Source organism: Collinsella sp. AM18-10 (genome assembly GCF_003471585.1).
In the GTDB taxonomy this organism is placed as follows: domain Bacteria; phylum Actinomycetota; class Coriobacteriia; order Coriobacteriales; family Coriobacteriaceae; genus Collinsella.
Genome location: NZ_QRJO01000005.1, coordinates 76817 through 96265, shown reverse-complemented (window position 1 = coordinate 96265; position 19449 = coordinate 76817). Strand labels below are relative to the sequence as shown.

The window sequence follows — 19449 nt, the reverse complement described above, 5'->3', positions numbered from 1 at the left end:
CCCATGGCATCGAAGAACCTTTTGCCCGTCGTCGCACTCTGCGGCGCGCTCGCAACCGGAACGCCTGTCGCCGCTTGGGCGACTCCCGTCATGGCAGACTCCTTACCAGCAGCCCTAAGCTCCGCACCAAATCCGTCGAGCGCCATTGCGTGCAAGCGTTTTTCGTTCGCACAGGCCGCAATCTCAACCTCGGGATGCCTTCGTCGTAATACGGACGGCTCGATAGTCGTGGATATCAATCGTTCGAACAAGGCAAACGGCTCCCAGGCGGGGTGCGCCGTCTGCACATGGCGCTCGATTGTGCTCGATGCAGATGGCGATCCGTGCGATTTGGGGTTGCGCATCGATATCGCTTCGGTCGATGACTCGGCGAACGGAGCGAAGGTCGCCTTCGACGGTGCGTTTTTCGAGAAAGGAGGCGGTATATGTCTGGGCTGCGCCGCCGCGAATGCAGACGATGTGCAGCCCACCCTCTCATTCACGGCATCGCTGCGGCTGACCAAGGCGGGCACCGATGCCATCGCGGCGGGAGAAGCATCCCTGCTGTTCTACGCCGCCAGTACCGAAGACACAGACATTCATTTCGAGAAGCCGGCCGGATCGCTCAGCCTTACGCGCGGGACGGAGGCAGGCCCTATTGCGATCGATACCCACACGCTAGGCAGGCAACGCATTCTTGCCGACCCGGCGCTTCTCGAGATGGAGTGGAACGGATCCGGAGCCATCGGGATTGTCCCCTCCGCGCTTGACGCCAAGACGCTCCCCTCAAACGACGAACCCATCAACGCAACCATACAAGAAGAGAGCACGGACAAAGAAGCAGGTGCGGGCGACACGCCGTCGTCGACAAACAGCGTCCCAGCTTCTTTCGAAGCACCGAATGAGCCCGCTACCGGTCCAAACGATCCCGAGCTCGCGGACAGTCTGGGACTTGCTGATCCTCAGGAGATCGATGAAGGTAACTGCTGCGTGCTTGCCGCCCTCGACCACACAGAGGTCATCGATGCTGCAAACATCGAAGTTGCCGCCGCCAATCAGCCCGTCCGCAAGTCGGCCATCATCGCATTTCCCGAATCCATCGAAGTCGTCTTTTTGCCATCGGGCGAGGTCGTGGCCCCAACACTGCTCACCTTGTTGGGCGCCAAGAATACTCGAAACGAAATTAAAAAGGTCACGGTTGTCGACCCTGCAACCACCGCTAAACTGCGTCTATACGCCGTTGCCCCAGACGGAGGCAAGACCTTGGAATTCGATGGCGACACACTTCTAGCCTGGCGACGTCTGGACATTATGCAAGACGTCTCGTATCAGATCGAACTCGAAGGGTTTGATCGTGCCCGCGATGCCAATATCATCGCCGCGGCTATTGAATCCCCGCAGCGGCTTATGACACTGCGCTTTGACTACTACCCCTATGTCCCGACAACCACCTGAGGCTTAAATGCTGCGCATCATTCCTAATACCACTTATATAACGTATTAGATGAGTCGCGATGTGCCTCGCATTTCGTTCTGCTACGATTGCCACGTTGGCATCAATACAGGAGGGCTCATGCCGGGCTTGGGAACAATCATCAACGTTGCGCTTTTAGTTGCGGGCGGTCTTTTGGGATTAGCGGGCGGCCGCTTCATCACACCGCGCATCCAAGACACGCTCATGAAAGCATCGGGGCTGTGCGTCCTGTTTATCGGCCTGGGCGGCACCATGCAAAAGATGCTCATCATCGATGGAAAGGCGCTAGCGACCACCGGTACCACCATGCTCATCGTCTCATTTGCGCTCGGTTCGCTCATCGGCGAGGCCATCAACTTGGAGGCCGCCATCGAGAACCTTGGCGAATGGCTCAAGCGCAAGACTGGCAGTGAGGGCGATAACGAGTTCACCAACGCTTTTGTCTCGACTTCACTCACCGTGTGCATCGGCGCCATGGCCATTGTGGGATCGATCCAGGACGGCCTGCTCGGCGACTGGTCAACGCTTGCCCTCAAGGGCGCACTGGACTGCATCATCGTCTGCACCATGACGGCCTCGCTTGGCCGCGGCTGCATCTTCTCCGCCCTGCCCGTCGCCGTGTTCCAGGGGACGATCACGTTGTTTGCCGGCGCGCTCTCCCCCATCATGACCACAGCAGCCCTCAACAGCCTTTCGCTCGTAGGCTCCATGCTCATCTTCTGCGTCGGCGTCAACCTCATCCGTCCTCAGACCTTCCGCACGGCCAATATGCTTCCCTCCGTCGTCATCGCCGTCATATACGCCCTCCTGTTCTAAATCTAGCAACGCAGCGGTATCTCGAACATCTGTTTGATGCTGTGCTATGATATGAGGTCACCGTAGCTGCGTTCGAGAGGAGGAGCGGTGGCCGACCAGGACATCAAGATGCTCATCGAGCGCATTATGGCCGAGGCCCGGACCCATCAGTCCGCCCGCTTCTCAAACGAAACCTACGCAGACGAGCCGATTCTCAAAACCGGCCGACAGATGCAGAATTTCCTCCCCGACCAGTACCGTAAAATGCGCGAGATATCGCGCTGGCAGGATGACCCCAAGGGCGGTGCGGGCCGCTGGCTTTCGGAAGCCGAGCTTTTTTACCGCCAGGGCCTGCTGATGGCCGACTTTGAGGACGACTGTCCCTACAACGGCACCTTTAAGTCGTACTTTCCCACCTACAACGCCATGAGCGACCGGCAACTGCGCGGCTACTTTACCTGGCGTGCCCAAGTGCGCCGCGGAACCGTCGAGGAAACGTCTACGTCCTTTGCCTTTCTGTATCTCTATGAGCTGATCTGCGGCATTGGCGTAGATAATCCACTCGATGGTTTTAACAAGATCAAGGCTTTTTGGGATGTCTATCGCGCCTTCGAGCCCGGCATCGACCGGTTTGCGCGCGTGTGGCTGCAAGATTACGCCGTGTTCCACGGGCTCGACCCCAAGCTGCTTCGCGACTCTAAAACCGTCATGTTCGATAACGCCCTTATCGAACTGCGGCGCGCGGCACGAGACCTTGTACCGGCACCGTCCGGCCAGACCCCTAAGCGTCGCAAAACCTCCGAGCCCACGCTCCCCCTTCCGCCCGATGAGGTGCGCGAGGAGCGACTCATGGCCGCCATCAACGCCCTCTCCACGTACAACCTAAGTAGCTCGCGGCTCGACCGCAGCCACCACCGTGATCTGCGCCACGTGGCGTGCGCCGTGTATGTCCGCATGGCGCGCTACTATGACACGCACCGAAAGACCGGCATCGTGGCAAGTTTATTTGGGGAGGAGACGGCCATGCCCTACACCATGTTTGCCTCGGCCGTATTCTTTGCGCCCGAGCGCCACGAGGACTGCGAATACCGTCTGGACCCCATCCATATCTACCGTTGCCAAAACGGTTTTTGGGAATGCATGCGGATTCACGGTAGCAGGCAAAAGAGCAGCAAGCTCGGTGAAATGATGCGCGCCTGCGACCAACGCCTGCGCCTGGCGCTGGACCCCGCCCATCCCCTTAAGGAAGAAAAGGTCCCCAAATATCTGGCCAAGATTATCGATGACGAGATTGTGGCATGGCTTTCGTGGGACGCCGCACACCAGCCCGTCAAGATCGATATCGATTTGAGCCAGCTGGGGCACATTCGGAGCGCTGCCGCACAAACGCGCGAAGCGCTTTTGATCGACGAGGAACGCGAGGACGGCACGCTTGCGGATGCCGAGGTGACAGTTGCCGAACGACGGGAAGCCAAGCCCGTGGCCGGCACGATCGCCGAACCAGTCGCGACGACCATGCAGCAGGACGAGGCTAGCGAGCCGACCATCTCCACCGAGCAGTTTGGCGTCGTGGCCCCGCTCCTCGCACCAGCACCCACGTCCGCTGACACCGCGTCCGCACTCGATCCCGCCGCAGACGCCTATCTTCGAGCACTACTCGAGCAAAACGCAGCGCAGACGGCATCGGCGGTGGCGCAGTCGGGCAAGAGTGAGGACATGCTTGTCGATACCATCAACGAGGCGCTCTTTGACCTGGTGGGAGACACCGTTATCGAATTCGGCGCGGCAGGGCCGCAGATTATCGAGGACTACGAAGCAGACGTGAGAGGATACCTAGACCATGAGTGATACCGCATCCGCAGCACCCCGCGTGCCCAAGCGCGTCGCTGCCGTCATTCTCAACTCGCTCAAGGGCGGCGTGGTCCCGCGCATCGGCCTTCCTTACATCACCGTAGGGCGCGAGGTCGAGATCCGCGCCCTGCTCACCGATTTAAGTCTCATCGCCGATGGCGGCGCGAGCTTCCGCTTTTTAGTCGGTCGCTACGGCGCCGGTAAGAGCTTTTTGCTCCAGACCATCCGCACGCACGCCATGGGCGAGGGATTCGTCGTCGCCGATGCCGACTTGTCGCCCGAGCGACGCCTGCAGGGCGGTCAGGGGCAGGGCCTTGCCACCTACCGCGAGCTCATCCGCAATATATCGACCAAGACGCGCCCCGAGGGCGGTGCGCTCAACCTTATTCTGGATCGCTGGGTCGCCTCGTGTGCCAACGTCGACGAGTCGGTCGTCAATGCCCAACTGTCCCCGCTCGAGGAGATGGTCCACGGCTTCGACTTCACCCGCATGCTTCGCCGCTATCGCACGGCCGTATCCGAGGGCGACGAAGAGGCCATGAGCCGCGTGACCAAATGGATCCGCGGCGAATACCGCACCAAGAGCGAGGCTCGCGCCGAACTGGGGTCCTCAACCATCATCAGCGACGATGACTGGTACGACTACGTCAAACTCATCGCGCGTTTTTTGGTTTGCAGCGGCTACAAGGGCATGCTGGTGCTCATCGACGAGCTCGTGAATCTGTATAAGATTCCCAACGCCATCACGCGCCAGTACAACTACGAGAAGATCCTGACCATGTACAACGACACACTTCAGGGCAAGGCGCAGTACCTGGGCATGATCATGGGTGGCACGCCGACCTCCATCGAGGACCGCCGCCGCGGTGTGTTTTCCTACGAGGCCCTACGCAGCCGACTCGCCCAGGGCCGCTTTGCGCGCGAGGACCTTAAGGACATGCTTGCGCCCATCATCCGCCTGCAACCACTCACCTACGAGGAGTTGCTGGTGCTGATCGAAAAACTCATGCAAATTCACGCCGGCTACTTTGGCTGGACGCCCACGCTGACCGAAAACGACTTGGTTGACTTCCTCAAGATTGAGTTCGGTCGTGTGGGAGCCGACACGCACCTGACGCCGCGCGAGGTCATTCGTGACTTTATCGAGTTGCTCGACATCCTATGCCAAAACCCCGACGCCAACGTGGCCGAGCTGCTGCAAAGCGTCGGCGGCGACGCGCTGGCGCCGGCAGCCGCAACAGGCGACACCGGCACCGCAGGCGGCGACCGCAACTTCGCCGAGTTCACCATCTAACCTACCAAAAAGGGACAGGTTTATTTTGGCAGGTTTTATCTGGGCAAACGTTGAAGCAGTAATGCAGCAAGCCGTTGCCAGCCGCGTTGAGAAATTCGTTGTTGAAAGGAGGCCCCGTGAACGCCTTTGACCGATATGCCCCGTTTATCCAAGACTTCATCTACTCCCACGATTGGGAGAGCTTACGCTCTATCCAGGTTGCAGCAGCCGATGCCATCTTTAACACGCAAGATAATGTGCTCTTGACGGCATCCACGGCATCTGGCAAAACTGAGGCGGCCTTCTTTCCCATCCTGACCGAGTTTTGGGAGAATCCGCCCGCGAGCGTGGGCGCCCTCTACATCGGCCCCCTCAAAGCGCTCATCAATGATCAGTTCGTCCGCCTCAACGACCTCTGCGAAGAGGCCGATATCCCTGTCTGGCACTGGCATGGCGATGTCTCGCAGTCGCACAAGGCTAAGCTCATCAAAAAACCGAGCGGTATCTTGCAGATTACGCCCGAGTCACTCGAAGCACTCTTAATCCATAAGCACATGGCGATCCCGCGCATGTTTTGCGACCTACGCTATGTGGTCATCGATGAGGTCCACTCGCTCATGCGCGGCGACCGTGGCGGGCAGACGCTCTGCCTTATCGAGCGTCTTTCACGCATGGCCGGCGTGCAACCTCGCCGCATTGGCCTTTCGGCTACCATCGGCGACCCCGAGCGCACGGGTGCCTTTCTCTCACAGGGAACGGGGCGCGACTGCGTTATCCCCCGCTTTGAAGAACCGCGCCGCGTGTGGCGCATCTCCATGGAGCACTTCTATAACTCGGGTCCTCAGGCGCAGCAGCGAGGATTCGAGAGCGCAGGTCCGCAGGAAGCTGAGGTGCTCGCATGCGAGCGCATTGAGGCAGCGGCACCCGCGGCACTGCCCGCATCCGGACAAGATATGCGCCACAGCGGACAGCTTAAACAGGAAGAACGCCGTCAACGTCGCAAGCAGGCGCAGGGAAAGGCCGCTCCCAAAGACCGTCGCACTTCCTCGGCCCCCGAGGGCGAAGTCGATATCCCCCAGGCCGCTGAGCAGGCGCTCCTCAACCCCACCGACATCGCGCCCGAAAACGCCGACCCCGGTATGGGCTATATCTTTGAGCATACGCGCGGCCGCAAGTGCCTGGTCTTTGCCAACTCGCGCGAGGAGGCAGAGGCCGTATGCTCCATGCTGCGTAGCTACTGCGAGAGCCGGCACGAGCCCGACCGCTTTCTCATCCACCACGGCAATCTTTCGGCATCGCTGCGCGAGACGGCCGAGGAGCTTATGCGCGACGAGGAACAGGCGCAGACGACCGTCACCACCTCTACGCTGGAGCTCGGCATTGATATCGGTCGCCTGGAGCGCGCGTTCCAGATCGATGCACCGTTTACCGTCAGCTCCTTTTTGCAGCGTATGGGCCGCACGGGACGCCGCGATCTTCCACCCGAGATGTGGTTTGTCATGCGCGAGGAAGAGCCCGAGCCGCGCACGATGATGCCCGAGACCATTCCGTGGAAGCTCCTGCAGGGCATCGCGCTCGTACAACTCTATCGCGAAGAAAAGTGGGTCGAGCCACCCGAACTCGATCGACTCCCCTACAGCTTGCTCTATCACCAGACCATGTCGACGCTCGCCAGCACCGGCGAACTCACACCGGCCGAGCTTGCTCAGCGCGTGCTCACGCTGAGCTATTTCCACCGCGTCTCGGCCGATGACTATCGCGTACTGCTGCGCCACCTCATCAAGATCGACCACATCCAGGTCACCGAGGGCGGTGGACTCATCGTGGGTCTCGCGGGCGAGCGCATCATCAACAACTTTAAGTTCTACGCCGTGTTCCAGGAAAACGAGGAGTTTACCGTCCGGAGCGAATCGGCCGAGCTGGGCACGATCGTCAATCCGCCCCCGCCCGGTGAGCGCATTGCCATCGCCGGCCATTGCTGGATTGTCGAAGAAGTGGACTGGAAGCGCCATACCGTCTTTGCCACGCAGGTCAAAGGCCGGGTGCCGGCCTACTTTGGCGACTGCCCTGGCGACATCAACACACATGTGCTCGAGCGCATGCGCAAGGCGCTCAACGAGCACGCGGCATATCCGTACCTCATGGGTAACGCACGGGCTCGCTTGGCGCAGGCTCGTCATACCGCCGAGATTTCGGGCGCGGGAACTAAGCCGCTCATCAACCTGGGTGGCGACACCTGGGTGCTCTTCCCTTGGTTGGGCAGCTACGCCTTCCTAGCACTCGAGCGCATGCTTAAAATCAAATGCGCCGCTGAGCTGGGCCTTCGCGGACTCGACCCGTCACGCCCGTACTTTATGCAGTTTAAGATGAAGGCCGACGAGGAGACGTTCTTTGAGGTGCTCGCCGCCGAGGCCGAGAAGGACTTCAATCCCATCGAGCTCGTCTATCCCGGCGAGGTGCCTTATTTTGATCGCTACGACGAGTACGTTCCCGAGGAGCTCGTGCGCAAGGGCTTCGCCGAAGGCGTGCTCGACATAGAGGGCATGAAGCAGCGTGTCCGCAGCTGGCGCGACCACACATAAAACCAGTCTTTTTGGGACGGGGAGACTTACTTGTCGTGGAGGACGGTGCCGAGGAAGTCGGTGTCGAAGGGCACGGCTTCGGCAAAAGCGTAGTCGCCGTCGCTGGCGATGAGCAGGTAGTTCTCCTCGCCGCCGAACTCCGCATCGCCACATGGGACCACCCAAGCGTGGGCGAATACCTCGAGTGCCGTGGCAGCGCAGTCGCGCAGGAACGTCACGTCGCTCCCCTCGTTTGCGCTCACGATATTGGCCGCGTAGATACCCCCGGGGTTCAGGCTGCCTCGCACCAAACGCAACGCCTCAACCGTCGCCAGCTCGCGTACGGGCTCGGCACCGCCAAAGCAATCGCTCACGACCACGTCGTAGCGACGATGGCCCACGCTCGTCACGCCCAGATACGAACGAGCCTCGGCGGTAATCACCCGCAAGCGGTCGCCCACCGTGCGCTCCAGTTCGTCCAGATAGAACCAACGACGTGCCAGACGCGTAATCTCTGCGTCATACTCGATGACGTCCATGCGCAAACTCTCGTGCGACATCAGCGCAAATTTGGGATAGGCAAACCCACCGCCGCCCAGCATAAGCATGCGGTCGACGCCGTGACCATAAACGTCGCGCATCGCATCCTCGGCCTCAAATACGTCGTCAAACGCACGATAGTACGCAAAGACGGGCTCCGCCCAGCGCTCGCCAACGTAACTCGCGCTTTGGTAGACGCCGCCCTGCACGAGCACACGGACCTCGTCACCGCTCTCGTCGTGCATGCGTTTCACACGCGCCAACCCATTGCGAGTTCGCGCAACCTGCAGACAGGCAGCACGAACAGCGACGGCGGCCGCACCAAGCGCCGCAGCTCCCAGAGCAACGCCGGCAACGACGCCGGCAGAAACACTCGGTTTGTTCATCTAGAGCTCCTTTTGCAGATAAAGGCCATGGTCATAAAAACCAAGATGGCGATAGTACTCGCGCGTGCCAATCGCGCTGATCACGTTGATGTGCGTATACCCCGCATCCCGAGCAATCTGGCACGCGCGCTCCACGAGCAGACGCCCCAGACCGTGATGCTGAGCCGCCTGGCCCTGATCGCCCACACGTGCCGCCATACCATACACGTGTACCTCGCGAATCATCGCCTCCTCCGGCCCCGTCGGCAGCTCGTCCGCGTGCGCGGCAACAAACGAACGGTCGGGCAGCGACAGGCGCAAAAAGCCGGCGATCTTGCCTTCGGGCGTCACCCACTGCAAAAAGCGTTCACGCGTCACCGGCGTCTCGTAAGCGACTTCATCAAGAAACAGTTCATCCAGGTCGGCACCCGCCGTGCTGATCTCGCGATAGCGAATCTCGCGCACCGTCGCACCGTCACCCCGAGCCGCCAAGCGATTCTCGACGAGCTGACGCAGGTTGGGCTTCTTGTTGCCCACCATGATGTCGTCGGAGCTAAAGTCGCGGATCATGCGACTGATGCGGCAGAACGCCGGCGTCACCACGATGTCATCGGCCAACACATCAAGCAGCTCTTCCTCGGTATAGGGGCGCCACTCGCCACGCTCATAGCAGCCCACCAGACGCGAGCCCTCGATGAGCGCACACGGGTAGACCTTGACCTCGTCGGGCATAAAGGCCCCTTCGGTCATAAAGCGTTCGTAGTCGCGCTTGTCCCCCTCGGGCGTGGCGCCCAGCAAGTTAAGCATAAAATGCGCGTGGATCTTAAAGCCAAACAGGCGCGCAAGCGAAAACGCCCGCTCGATCTGCGCCACCGAAATGCGACGCTCGTTGATATCGAGCAGGTGCTGGTCGAGGCTCTGGATACCCATCTGGATCTTGGTGCAGCCCAGGCGGCGGATGAGCGTAAGCGCCTGCGGCGTTACAGCATCGGGGCGCGTCTCGATAACGAGTCCCACCACGCGATGCTTCGCCGTCTCATTGATACGCTGCTGACGCTCGAGCTCCTCCATCGTTGCCGTCTGCCACTCAGTGACCTCGCCCCACGGCGTACCGGGACCGTACAGACGACGCACCGCACGGTTATAGCCGCCCACGGCATCATCCACACGCCCCTGCTCGTCGGCAACGCCGGCAGCAAGCTCGACCTCATCTGTCGCAATGCCGGCGGCCCGATAGCGCTCGCGGCGCTCTGCTACCACAGGCGGCAGGGCATCGGCGGGAGCGTCATCGAGCAGACGCCCCGCCTCGGCACGACTGATGCCCGGACGCGCCAACATGGGGTTAGCCGCCACACCAGCCACGGCATCGTCATTGAGCGCGCGGAAGAGCTCCGACATAAACCACGTCTGATACCCTTGCGGATAGTCGCTCCAGGTACCGCCGAGCACAATGAGCTCAATCTTATCGGTCGCATGCCCCATTTGCGAAAGCGCCGTCAAACGGGCACTCACCTGCAGATACGGGTCAAAGCAATTTTGCTCCGCACGGGCGCACGCCGGCTCGGCATGCAGATAGCTTTTGGGCATGCGCAGATCGTTGGGGCAAAACAGGCAATCGCCCGAACAGGGCCACGGCTTGGTGATGACGGTAATGGTCGCCACGCCCGAAGCCGTGCGGCGCGGCTTCATACGCAGCACCTGCAGCAGTTGACGTTCCAGATCGGAATCGACATTCCACGCAGCCCACCGAGCCGGCTCCTCACGTTTAACCCGCTGGTAGAACGGCAGCAGACGGCGCTTAGCCAAATCGCGTTTGTCGGCACCCTCGCGGCGCGCCTCGGCATGTATCAATTTGACGAGCGCTTTGTCGTCCACAGTCTCGCCGCGACGCAGAGCCTCGAGTATGTTCAAGATAATCTGTTCCATGCCCCCATTGTAAAGGCAAAGGCGCCGAAGCCGACCACGGCCCCGGCGCCTCCATCAAAGAGCATGCCTATATGCACCAATCTCCGAAAACCGCATGTCACTCCGGATCAAACGACATGTCACCCGAACCAACCTCAAAACGATACGTGGCAGACTTATCACCGTTGTCGAATTCAAGATTCAATATGGTCTCGCCATCGTAGCCAAGCGGAAGGAAACCGCTCTCGAAGTCGCCGCTGCCCACGGTGAGGCTCGCCGTAAAGCCCGTAGAGTTCGGAACCGTTATCTCCACATCGCCCGAGTCCACGCTTACGTCCATCGACTTCGCGGGGGCCTGGTAGAGCTCGAACGTCACATCGCCCGAACCGACCTCAGCACTGAGCGCATCAGTCACGCTGCCCGTAAACTCTACATCTCCCGCACCCAGGAAAAGGTCAAGACCATCACAGATGACACCGGCAATCTGCAGATCACCCGAGCCCACGTGTGCGTTGATCCCCTTCAGATGTTCGGCAACACGGCGTGGCAGCTCAACCGTAACCGAGCGGTCAATTGCCTTACCGTCATCACTTCCAGATCGGGAAACCTTGAGCGTCGAGTCCTCAACGGATGCGATGTTTTGCGTCGCGGCCTTGGAGGCATCCACGCCCTTGGCAACGCGTCCCCGCTCGATAACACGGACCTTGTTGTCATCAACAACCTTGACGTCCACCGTAGCCGCGGCGATATCGAAATCGAGGTAGCGAAATTGATCGGCATCAAAGGTCGCACTCGAAAGCTGCTGAGGCCGAGCGGAATAGTTACCGCCATCCAAAAGATCGTCCTCGTCAAACATATCGTCCATACCAGACAAGCCGGGTACAACATCGTCGAGATCCCACGGGCCATCAAAATGAATCAAAGTCCGCGAAATACCAAAGACAAGTCCGATGATGAGCACGAACGCTCCGATGCCAACGCCCAAGCGTACCTTGGATTCATGCGAAAGCTTCATCATTCATCACCCTCTTTGGTGATCGGGTCAGCGGTAGTCGCGGTAGCCACGCCAGCATCAACCGCAGCGGAAGCATCCTGCACCTGAGTCCTAGCCGTCACCGGTGCCGAACCAACCTGAATATTCCCGCGCGCCCAATCGCCGTCGAGCGCACGCGCCACCCAGTGATAGATGGGGATCGTAAAGAAGATCAGCGCGGCAAAGGGGGCACCACCAAACAGGAACATCAGTAAAAAGAACAGCAGCCAGCACACGGCCCAATACGGAAACGACTGGAACGGACCTTTCACCGGAGTCGGATTGACCGCACCGGCGTTCGTCGCTTGCGCCGTCGCGGCGTTAGCCGCCTGCGCGCTCCAACTTGCCGCCTGCGCGGCCTTGGCCGCGGCATCACTTGCCTGTGTTGCCGCCTCGGTAGCGCGCGCTGCCGCCTCGTGGGTACGGGCGCGCTCTGCCGCCTCGGCCTCGCGCTGGCGGGCGCGGTCCTCATTCTCAAACTCGATATCGTCCTCGATCTCGTCGCTCGGATTGAGCAGCTCGTCCAGACTCACACCATAGAGCTTGGCGAGCGAGATCAGGTTCTCGGTATCGGGCGAGCTCTCCGCGCGCTCCCATTTACTGACCGCTTGGCGTGACAGTCCCAGCTTTCGCGCCAATCCTTCTTGGCTAAAGCCCTTGCTGCGGCGAAGGTCGGCGAGCCGCTGAGCAGTTTCTACATTCATGGTTCCTCCTATGCGATGCCAGCCGTGCCGCCGGACCGTTTTTGTTCTTAAGGCGCCTTGCACAGTTAAAAATCTATCCGCCACCGCCAAAAGCATGCCACCTATTCTAGTGAGATTTTTGACAACCGGCGGTTGCGGGCATATATGAGCTGCGGAAATGTGTCCAAACAAAGCAATGACCCGCAGCTCGGTTGTCCCCGTTGCGGCGTTAACGGTAGTATGGTCGTACTGTTTATTCCGCACCGCCAACGGAGGGAGTTCCGCGCCGTGAACCGCGATTTCGCCTCATCGCTCATTCAGCTCAACAATACGTTCTATCGCGAGCACTCCGCCTCCTTCTCCGATACGCGCCAGGCACCGTGGCCCGGCTGGGTACGCACCATGGACATAGCGCTCGAGCAGCTCGACGTCGCCACGATCGAGCATCCCGTCCGCGTCTTCGATCTTGCCTGCGGCAACATGCGATTCGAGAACTTTGCCGCCGGCGGCGCACTTGCCGCCAAGGGCGTCGACGGCGCAAACCCCTCGGCAGATGCCAGTTGCCCGTTTGAGTTCTATGGTGTTGACTCGTGTCAGGATTTGGCTATCGATGCGCACGGTCACGCCCTGCGCATTCCCAACCTGCACTTCCAGGAACTCGACGTACTCGATGCCCTCATGAAGCTCAACCCCGCCGAGACACCCGACGTGCTTTTCGACGCCCCGCTCGCCGACATCTCGGTCTGCTTTGGCTTTATGCACCACGTGCCGTCATGCGAGTACCGCGTACGCGTGCTCGACGCCCTGGTGCGCCAGACGCGCCCAGGCGGCATCATCGCCATCAGCTTTTGGGAGTTTATGAACGACGAGCGCATGGCGCGCAAGGCCGTTCGCGCCGAAGCCCGCGCCGAGCTCACCCCGCCGTTTGAAAGTTACGATTCCGCGCAGTTTGAAGCCGGCGACCACCTCATTGGCTGGCAAAACGACCGCCACGCCTACCGCTATTGCCATCACTTTGACGATCAGCAGATCACCGACCTGGTGCGCGGCGTGCGCACATTCTACAAGAGCGGCGAGGTCCCCGTGCGCGAGCTTGAGCGCTTCCATGCCGACGGTCGCAGCGGCGAGCTCAACCGTTACGTGATTCTCAAGCGCCTGTAGGCATCGGCGACTTGCCGCCGAGCCGCACCGCAACTTTCGGGCAAGCTATGCCCATCTTTTTCCAACCCATTGACGGAACGCGCCTGCAATGTGTTCCATACGTATGACCAAGGAGCCCTCATGGGAGCCGTCCACGTTCGCACGCCTAAGAATTTTGTGCTCGAGGAGCGCCTGGAGCGCTACACCGATGCGATTGAGACGAACCCCGAGGCATATGCCGGAGATTGGCGCGAGGCCTGTGCGCCCGCAGGCAGCAAGCCCTTCGAACACCTTCACCTGGATCTGGGCTGTGGCAAGGGAACGTACCTTGTAGAGCGCGCTCGCCGTGAGCCCAACACGCTCTTTATCGGCATGGACCAGGAACCCATCTGCATCGCCTATGCCGCACAGAAAATCTGCGAGCAGAAACTGACCAACGCACTCGTCCTGCCCCGAGGCGCCGCATCACTGCCGCAGCTGTTTGCCGCAGGCGAGCTCGATGCCATCACCATCAACTTTCCCACGCCGCAGCCCAAGGCCAAGTACGCCAAAAAGCGGCTCGTCCATGTCGACCATCTGATGCTCTACCGCCCGCTCTTTGCAGCCGGCGCCACCGTCACGCTGCGCACCGACAGCAAGCCGCTGCGCGACTACGCCTTGGGGCAGTTTGCTGCGGCCGGCTACGACACGCTTTGGGTAAGCGACGACGTCCGCCGCGACCATCCCAAGCACCCCGAGACCGAATACGAGCGCCGCACGCGCGAGATGGGTGCCGTCGTCTATGGCATTTGCGCCACACCCGGCGCGCAGCCCAGCAATGAACAGCTCGCGGCGGGCCGCGCGCAGGAGCAAAGCCTTGCCTGCTACCTGCCCGAAAACCTCGATGAGCTCACCTATGTACCTCTGGGCATGGAAGAGGCCGTCGAGAACTTTAGAAACCGCGCCCGCAAAGGCAAAAAGCGCCTTCCGCAGGAGTCATAGGGGCTTTTGACAGTCACGTCGCCAGCGAGCAAGCGCAAATAGGCACCGACGAACGACCCTCAAGCCTAAGTGAGTAGACTTTTTAGCAATAGCCAAGCACAACCCGCATAGGAACAAGTAAAACCGCAGGTAAATCCCTTACGCAAAAGCCATGTGCTGGCGAAATCGCAAAAAGTCTACTCACTTAGCTCGCGGCCGCACCAAACGGCTGAGCAGAACGCCCATTTCCTGCATTTTCTTTCGCGCTGGCACCCCGCGCCGCCGCTACGCCATAATAGTTGGCGGACAATCGCGAGAGAAAGCAAACACATGGCACAGACCACGACAGATATCGCCGCCAGCACCGTCTCCGGCGCCGGAGCCGCCAGCTCATTCTCGGGCGGCACGGGAACCGAAGCCGAATTCGGCTCACTCGGTGCGCTCTCCCCCACCTGGTGGGAGCCCGAGGACGGCAGCGAGCCCGAACCGTGGCTCACGCCCGACCAGGCCTTCGAGCGCTTCTTTGAATGGACGAGCAATCGCGGTATTGAGCTGTGGGACCACCAGGAAGAGGCCCTCATGGATCTAGCCGCCGGCGATCACGTCATTTTAGGCACACCGACCGGATCGGGTAAATCGCTCGTCGCGCTGGGCATGCTCTTTATGGGCATGGCACAGGGCAAACGCTGCTATTACACGGCCCCCATCAAGGCTCTGGTCAGCGAAAAGTTCTTCGACTTAGTACAGGTACTCGGCCGCGATAACGTCGGTATGATTACCGGCGACACGCATATCAACACCAAGGCGCCCGTCATCTGCTGCACGGCAGAGATCCTTGCTAACGACGCACTGCGCGAGGGCGAAGATGCCGACGTGGGCTGCGTCGCCATGGACGAGTTCCACTACTTTGCCGACCCCGATCGTGGTTGGGCCTGGCAGGTGCCGCTGCTCACCCTGCCCCACACGCAATTCATGCTCATGAGCGCCACGCTCGGCGATGTCACCGCGATTGCCGCCTCGCTCGAGGAACACACCGGCGCTACCTGCGACTTGGTTGTCGACGCCCCGCGTCCTGTTCCGTTGAGCTACGACTATGTGACGACCTCCCTCGAGGGCACGGTCGAGCTCGCCATGCGCCGCGGCGAGGCCCCGCTCTATATCGTGCACTTTAGCCAGGATGCCGCCCTTGCAACGGCGCAATCCCTCGCCAATTTTGGCATCGCCAGCAAGGAGCAGCGCGAGGCCATTAAGGAAGCCGCCAAGGGCACGAGCTTCTCCACGGCCTTTGGCAAGATTCTCAAGCGCCTGCTCGGATGCGGCGTCGGCGTGCACCATGCCGGCATGCTGCCGCGCTATCGTCTACTGGTCGAGCGCCTGGCGCAGCAGGGCCTGTTGCCCGTCATCTGCGGCACCGATACGCTCGGCGTCGGCATCAACGTGCCCATCCATACCGTGGTGCTCACCGCGCTCACCAAGTTCGACGGCTACAAGATGCGTCGTCTGCGCGCCCGCGAGTTTCATCAGATTGCCGGTCGCGCCGGCCGCTCGGGCTTCGATACCGAGGGCATGGTGATTGCCGAGGCACCCGAGCACGAGATCGAGAATGCCAAGCTCATGGCCAAGGCGGGCGACGACCCCAAGAAGCTCCGCAAGATTAAAAAGAAGAAGGCCCCCGAGGGCTTTGTCACCTGGAACAAGCAGACCTTTGAGCGCCTGATCGAGACGCAGCCTGAAACGCTCAAGCCGCGCCTTCGCATCACACACTCCATGGTGATTAGCGTGGTCGAGCAGGGCGGCGATGCCCGAGCCCGCGTACACGACCTCATCGAGACGAGCCTGCAGACTCCCGAGGAAAAGGCAAAGCTCGAGGTTCGTGCCGACGAGATCTTCGCCACGCTCATCGACTCCGGCGTCGTCGTGCGCACTGAGGTGCCGCCCGCACCCGACGCCCCGGCTGACGCCGCACCAGACATCGACTATGCGCTGACGGTCGACCTGCCCGAGGACTTCGCGCTCGATCAGCCGCTCTCGCCGTTCTTGCTCGCCGCGTTGGAGCTGCTCGATCCCGAGAGCGAGACCTATACCATGGATTTAATCTCAATGGTCGAGGCGACGCTCGAAGATCCCAAGCAAGTGCTGCGTGCGCAGGAGCGTGCCGCACGCGATCGCGCTATGGCCGAGATGAAGGCCGACGGCATCGAGTATGAGGAGCGTCTGGAGCGCATTCAAGACGTCACGTACGAAAAGCCGCTCGAGGATTTGCTCGACGCCGCTTTTGACAAGTACTGCCAGGAAGTACCCTGGGCAAACGACTACCAGCTCTCTCCCAAGAGCGTCCTGCGCGATATGCTGGAAAGCGCGAGCGATTTTAAGGGCTACATTCAAAAGCTCGGCATCGCCCGCTCCGAGGGCATTTTGCTGCGCTACCTGGCAGAGGCTTACCGTTCACTCGACCGCACCGTACCCATCGAGAAGCGCGACGAGCGCCTGCGCGACATTATCTCGTGGCTGGGCTTTGTGGTGCGCTCGGTCGACTCGAGCTTGGTAGACGAGTGGGAGAACGCTGGCAACCCGGCAGCCCTCGACGCCACGCCGCCGCAGGGCATCGACGAGGTCGTGGCGGACCGCCGCGGCTGCACGCTGTTGGTGCGCAACGCGCTCTTCCGCCGCGTGACCCTTGCCGCCCGCGAGCACGTTCGCGACCTTGGCGAGCTCGACGACGACTGGGGCATGAGCGAGATCCGCTGGCAAAAAGCACTCGACGCTTACCACGAGCAGCACGAGGAGATTCTCACCGACGGCGACGCGCGCTCCTCTGCTATGTTCTCGATCGACGAGTCCGACGAGAAGGCGCTCCACGTGTGGCACGTGCACCAGATTTTTGCCGACGAGGACGGCGACCACGACTTTGGCATCATGGGCGATGTCGATCTGGACGCCACGCAAGACGGTGGCGAGGTCATCTTCAAGAACTACCGCGTCGGTTTTATCGAGGATTTGCTCGAGGATTAGCCAAGCATATTGGGACGAAACGAAGCGGGGCTGTTGGCAACATCGCCAGCAGCCCCGCTTTTTCACTATCCGCTATGCCTTACTCGGCATCCTCGACCTCATACGAATCCGCCTCGGCTGGCTCCTCGTTTGTCTCTGGCGCAGCCTCGCGCGCCTCGTCAAACGCTGCCTTCATGGTCTTGTTGCCCCATGTGAGCTTGCGAATGGTAAGCTCATCGGCCTTGTTGTGGGCCAAGCGTAGGTTCTCGGTGCTGCGGCGCAAGTCGTCCTTGGTCTTCTCGAGCTGCTTAATGGCGGCATCGATCTCCTTGATTGCCGACTCGAATTGCTTGCTCGCCAGGTTGTAGTTGCGCGAGAAGCCATCCTTGAACTTCTCCATCTTGGCTTCGAAGTTCGTGACATCGATATTCTGCTGTTTGTACTCCGCCAGTTCCTGCTTATAGCGAAGCGAACCCATAGCGGCGTTGCGAAGGAGCGTAATCATGGGAATGAAGAACTGCGGGCGGATCACGTACATCTTCTCATAGCGGTAACTCACGTCGACGATACCCGCGTTATAGAGGTCACTCTCGGGCTCCAGCAGGGTGCAGAGCACCGCATACTCGCAGCCTTTCTGGCGACGATCGTGATCGAGTTTCTTAAAGAAATCCTCGTTCTTGTGTTTGGTCGCGGTCTCGTCGTTCTCGTTTTTCATTTCGAACATGATCGAAATGATCTCGTTGCCGCTCTCGTCACACTCGCGGAAGATAAAGTCGCCCTTGGTACCCTCGGATGCATCGTTATCCTTCTCGAAATACGCGTTGGGAAACGCCGTCATGCGCAGGCGGTTAAACTCGGTCTCGCAGTGCTGCTCGAGCGACTCGCCCACCATCTTGGTGGACAGGCGGACCTTCATGTCCTTAAGGCGCTCAATCTCTTCATCCTTGTAGCGAATCAGTTCCTCGTTCGCGCGCTTGGTCTGCGCAAGTTCGAGCTCGTGTGCCGCCTTGGCCTGCTCCTCGCGTGAATCGCGCACCGCCAGCTCACTCGTGAGCTTGGCGCGGGCCTCGTCACGCTCACGCTCCGCCGCGGCGACCGCCTCCGATAGGTTCATCTTGGCCGTCAGTTCCTGTTCGCGCAGCTGAGCACGCAGGCCCTCGGCCTCTTGCTCAGATTGTGCCTTTGCGGCGGATAACTTCTCTTGCGCCTTCGCGCGGTAGTCAGCAAGCGCGCGTTCGGCCTCGCTGCGAGCGGCATCGAGCTCGCGCTTCGACTCAGCCGCAGCAGCGGCAAGCGCCATCTCCTGGGCTTTATCCGCCGCGGAGAGCTTTGCCTGCAATTCGGCAATCTGCGCATCGCGTGTGGCTAAATCGTTTTGAGCAGCATTGCGCGCCGCCGACTCGACGAGCTTGGCTTCATCATCTTTGCGTTCCAGCTGCGCACGCAGATTGTCGATTTCTCGCTGAAGCTCGGCGTTTTCCTTTTGAGCATCGGCACGGGCCTCAACCGCCGCGCGCTGACTTGCACTCTCGCGCTCTGTGGCAGCGCCCTCGAGCTTGGCGCGCAGCTCGGCAAGCTCAGCATCGCGCTTGGCAACCTCTTGTGCCAGCTTCTGCTCCGCGGCGTTCTTCTGCTCGACAAGCTGAGCGTTGCGCTGAGACTCTGCCTCCTGCAAAGCAGCCGTCGAACGCGAGCGCTCAAGCTCCAGCGCCTGCTCGCCTTCGCGCTGGACTGCCCTCACACGCTCATCCAGATCGCGCGAAAACTCGGCATTGCGCACTTGTTTGACGATATCCGCATAGCCGGACGCGTCGACCTTAAAAATTTCGCCACAATGCGGGCACTTGATCTCGTTCATAGCAGCTCCTCGATGGACGCAAATTTCAACCGCTTACACTC

13 protein-coding genes are annotated in these 19449 nt (G+C 60.6%); 8 read left to right on the top strand and 5 right to left on the bottom strand.

What is annotated here, in order from left to right:
* Positions 1–3 precede the first annotated feature (3 nt).
* The 5 genes from DW211_RS05210 (at position 4) to DW211_RS05190 (ending at position 7954) form a co-directional block, all read left to right on the top strand.
* A complete protein-coding gene (locus tag DW211_RS05210) occupies positions 4–1434 on the top strand; it encodes a hypothetical protein (protein ID WP_118259668.1) in 1431 nt (476 codons plus the stop codon).
* A gap of 118 nt (positions 1435–1552) precedes the next feature.
* Positions 1553–2269, top strand: coding sequence for a DUF554 domain-containing protein (locus DW211_RS05205; RefSeq protein WP_172622415.1), 717 nt, complete (start codon positions 1553–1555; stop codon positions 2267–2269).
* 87 nt (positions 2270–2356) lie between these two features.
* Entirely contained in the window at positions 2357–4096 is a 1740-nt protein-coding gene (locus DW211_RS05200; RefSeq protein ID WP_233505685.1) for a TerB N-terminal domain-containing protein, read from the top strand.
* On the top strand, positions 4089–5393 hold the full coding sequence (locus DW211_RS05195) for an ATP-binding protein (protein ID WP_118259666.1): 1305 nt from the start codon (positions 4089–4091) through the stop codon (positions 5391–5393). Before DW211_RS05200 ends, DW211_RS05195 begins: the two co-directional genes overlap by 8 nt.
* 116 nt (positions 5394–5509) lie before the next feature.
* Complete coding sequence (locus tag DW211_RS05190) at positions 5510–7954, top strand: DEAD/DEAH box helicase (RefSeq protein WP_118259664.1); 2445 nt, start codon at positions 5510–5512, stop codon at positions 7952–7954.
* 26 nt (positions 7955–7980) lie between these two features.
* Here the strand turns inward: DW211_RS05190 and DW211_RS05185 are convergent, their stop codons facing one another.
* From DW211_RS05185 to DW211_RS05170, 4 genes are all read right to left on the bottom strand, one after another.
* Entirely contained in the window at positions 7981–8859 is an 879-nt protein-coding gene (locus DW211_RS05185) for a spermidine synthase (RefSeq protein WP_118259662.1), read from the bottom strand.
* On the bottom strand, positions 8860–10764 hold the full coding sequence (locus DW211_RS05180) for an elongator complex protein 3 (protein ID WP_118259661.1): 1905 nt from the start codon (positions 10762–10764) through the stop codon (positions 8860–8862).
* A gap of 97 nt (positions 10765–10861) precedes the next feature.
* Positions 10862–11761, bottom strand: coding sequence for a DUF4097 family beta strand repeat-containing protein (locus DW211_RS05175; RefSeq protein WP_118259659.1), 900 nt, complete (start codon positions 11759–11761; stop codon positions 10862–10864).
* Positions 11758–12480 (bottom strand): helix-turn-helix domain-containing protein, encoded by a 723-nt coding sequence (locus DW211_RS05170; RefSeq protein ID WP_118259657.1) that lies wholly within the window; start codon positions 12478–12480, stop codon positions 11758–11760. Before DW211_RS05170 ends, DW211_RS05175 begins: the two co-directional genes overlap by 4 nt.
* 267 nt (positions 12481–12747) lie before the next feature.
* On the opposite strand from DW211_RS05170, the gene DW211_RS05165 reads away from it, so the two are divergent.
* The 3 genes from DW211_RS05165 (at position 12748) to DW211_RS05155 (ending at position 17571) form a co-directional block, all read left to right on the top strand.
* Complete coding sequence (locus DW211_RS05165) at positions 12748–13620, top strand: hypothetical protein (protein WP_117842921.1); 873 nt, start codon at positions 12748–12750, stop codon at positions 13618–13620.
* A 120-nt stretch (positions 13621–13740) separates the two neighbouring features.
* Entirely contained in the window at positions 13741–14580 is an 840-nt protein-coding gene (locus DW211_RS05160; protein ID WP_118259655.1) for a tRNA (guanosine(46)-N(7))-methyltransferase TrmB, read from the top strand.
* 309 nt (positions 14581–14889) lie between these two features.
* Positions 14890–17571 (top strand): RNA helicase, encoded by a 2682-nt coding sequence (locus DW211_RS05155; RefSeq protein WP_118259653.1) that lies wholly within the window; start codon positions 14890–14892, stop codon positions 17569–17571.
* A gap of 79 nt (positions 17572–17650) precedes the next feature.
* On the opposite strand, the gene DW211_RS05150 is transcribed toward DW211_RS05155, so the two are convergent.
* Positions 17651–19408, bottom strand: coding sequence for a DUF2130 domain-containing protein (locus DW211_RS05150; protein WP_118259651.1), 1758 nt, complete (start codon positions 19406–19408; stop codon positions 17651–17653).
* Between the last annotated feature and the right edge of the window lie 41 nt (positions 19409–19449).